Genomic DNA, 1,707 nt, shown 5'->3' with positions numbered 1-1,707 from the left:
CGCCCGGCATCGCCTCGACGACCCCCTGGTTGAGGATGATCTCGACGCGGCGGTTCTTCGCCTTGCCTTCCTTGGTCTCGTTGTCGGCGACCGGGTTCGCGGGCCCGTAGCCGGCGTGCGCGATCCGCTCCTTGGCGACGCCCTCCTTGGCCAGGAAGTCGGCGACGGAGAGGGCGCGCTCGGACGAGAGCTTCATGTTCCAGTCCTGCTTGCCCGAGGCGTCGGTGTAGCCCTCGATCCGGGCGTTGAACTTCTTGAAGACGCCGAGGATCCCGGCGATCTTGGCGATCGAGATCTCGGAGTCGCGCTTCAGCGTGTACTTGTTCACGTCGAACAGGATGTCGCCCAGGTTGACGACGACTCCGCGGGCCGACTCGGTGATCGCCATGTTGGCGCCGACGGCGCCCTCGAGCGACTCCTTGAGGCTCTCGCGCTCCTTCTTCAGCTGGTCCACCTCGGCGGCGAGCCGGGCCTTCTCCTGCTCGGCCTTGGCGGCCTCGGCCTTCGCCCTCTCGGCCTCGGCCTTGGCGGCCGCCATCTCGCGCTGCTTGCGGGCCTCCTCGGCCTGGCGGCGGGCCACCTCGGCGGCGATCCGCTCCTCGAGCATCTTGTTGAACTTGGCCCGGATGGCGATGCTGTAGTTGTCGATGGCGCGCTGCGAGTAGTCGACGATCGTCTTCTTCGAGCCGCCCTTGCCGGACGCGGCGTTCGTGGCCTGCGCGAGCTGGGACTTGGCGGTCTGGACGGCCTTCTCGTCGGCCGTCTCGGCCTTCAGCTCGTCGGAGATCTCGGCCACCCTGCGGGCCTGCTGCAGCTCGATCGGCTCGCCGCCGGGCTTGTAGGACAGGTCGGCGATCGACGGGTTGCCGGGACGGACGACGCCCTCCATCGGGTAGGTGATGTCGAAGTCGAAGTCCCAGTTCTTGGCGGTCGTCTTCTCGTCCACCTTGCCGGACTGGAAGACGACGAGCTCGGTCGGGACGATGGCGCCGGGGAGGACCTCGGCGGTGACGATCAGCGCGAAGCTCTTCTTGCCCGTCCGGTACGTCGCCTCGCCGTTCTTCTTCTCGCGGACCGGCAGCTCGCCGAGGTTCTCCGGGCGCCCGTCACGGGTGACCGCCCAGATCGAGTAGGAAGTGATGTTGCCGGCGAACATGATGGCGGGCTCCATCGCCTTCCAGGCGACCTCGATCTCGCCCGCCGTCCCCTTGAAGCGGACGACGGCGTCGAGCGTCGCGGCCTTGGGGGCGATCGCGGTCCGCGTGAACGGGACCTCGACCTTCTTGTTGTCGGGGTAGGTGACGCCGACCAGCTTCAGCTCCGCGCCGGAGACCGGCGCGGCGGACAGGGCCAGCGCGATGGCGCCGGCCAGGAGGGAAAGGGGCTTCTTCATCGATCGTTCCTCCTCAGAGATGTGGTCCTTACGTATCGCCCCGAGTGGCCAGATGGGCCGCCGTCGCGGGCGGGAAGGTGGGCAACATCCTCCGTACGATTCTATTTCCACCTGGCGATCTCTGCCGGGCCCGGGGGGGCGAGACAGGCGGCGCCCGGACGGTCGAGTCGGTCGAAACGAGCGATTCTTGGGCTGTTGCTATCGGAATCCGGCAAGCCGATGCCGCTTCCCCTTCGGGGCAGCCGGTCGGCCTCGCGGGAGGCGCCCGGACGCGCTACAAAGGGCGCCGCAGCGAAAGGAGAACCCATGACACC

Annotated in this window: 1 protein-coding gene; it reads right to left on the bottom strand. The window is 68.1% G+C overall.

The features are described 5' to 3' along the window. A partial coding sequence (locus FBR05_15255; protein ID MDL1873537.1) for a hypothetical protein occupies positions 1-1,393 on the bottom strand: 1,393 nt, incomplete at its 3' end. Positions 1,394-1,707: the final 314 nt, after the last annotated feature.

It is taken from the genome of Deltaproteobacteria bacterium PRO3 (assembly GCA_030263375.1).
Taxonomy (GTDB): domain Bacteria; phylum UBA10199; class UBA10199; order DSSB01; family DSSB01; genus DSSB01.
The sequence above is the reverse complement of the archived record's forward strand: the minus strand, read 5'-3'. Positions and strand labels throughout refer to the sequence as shown.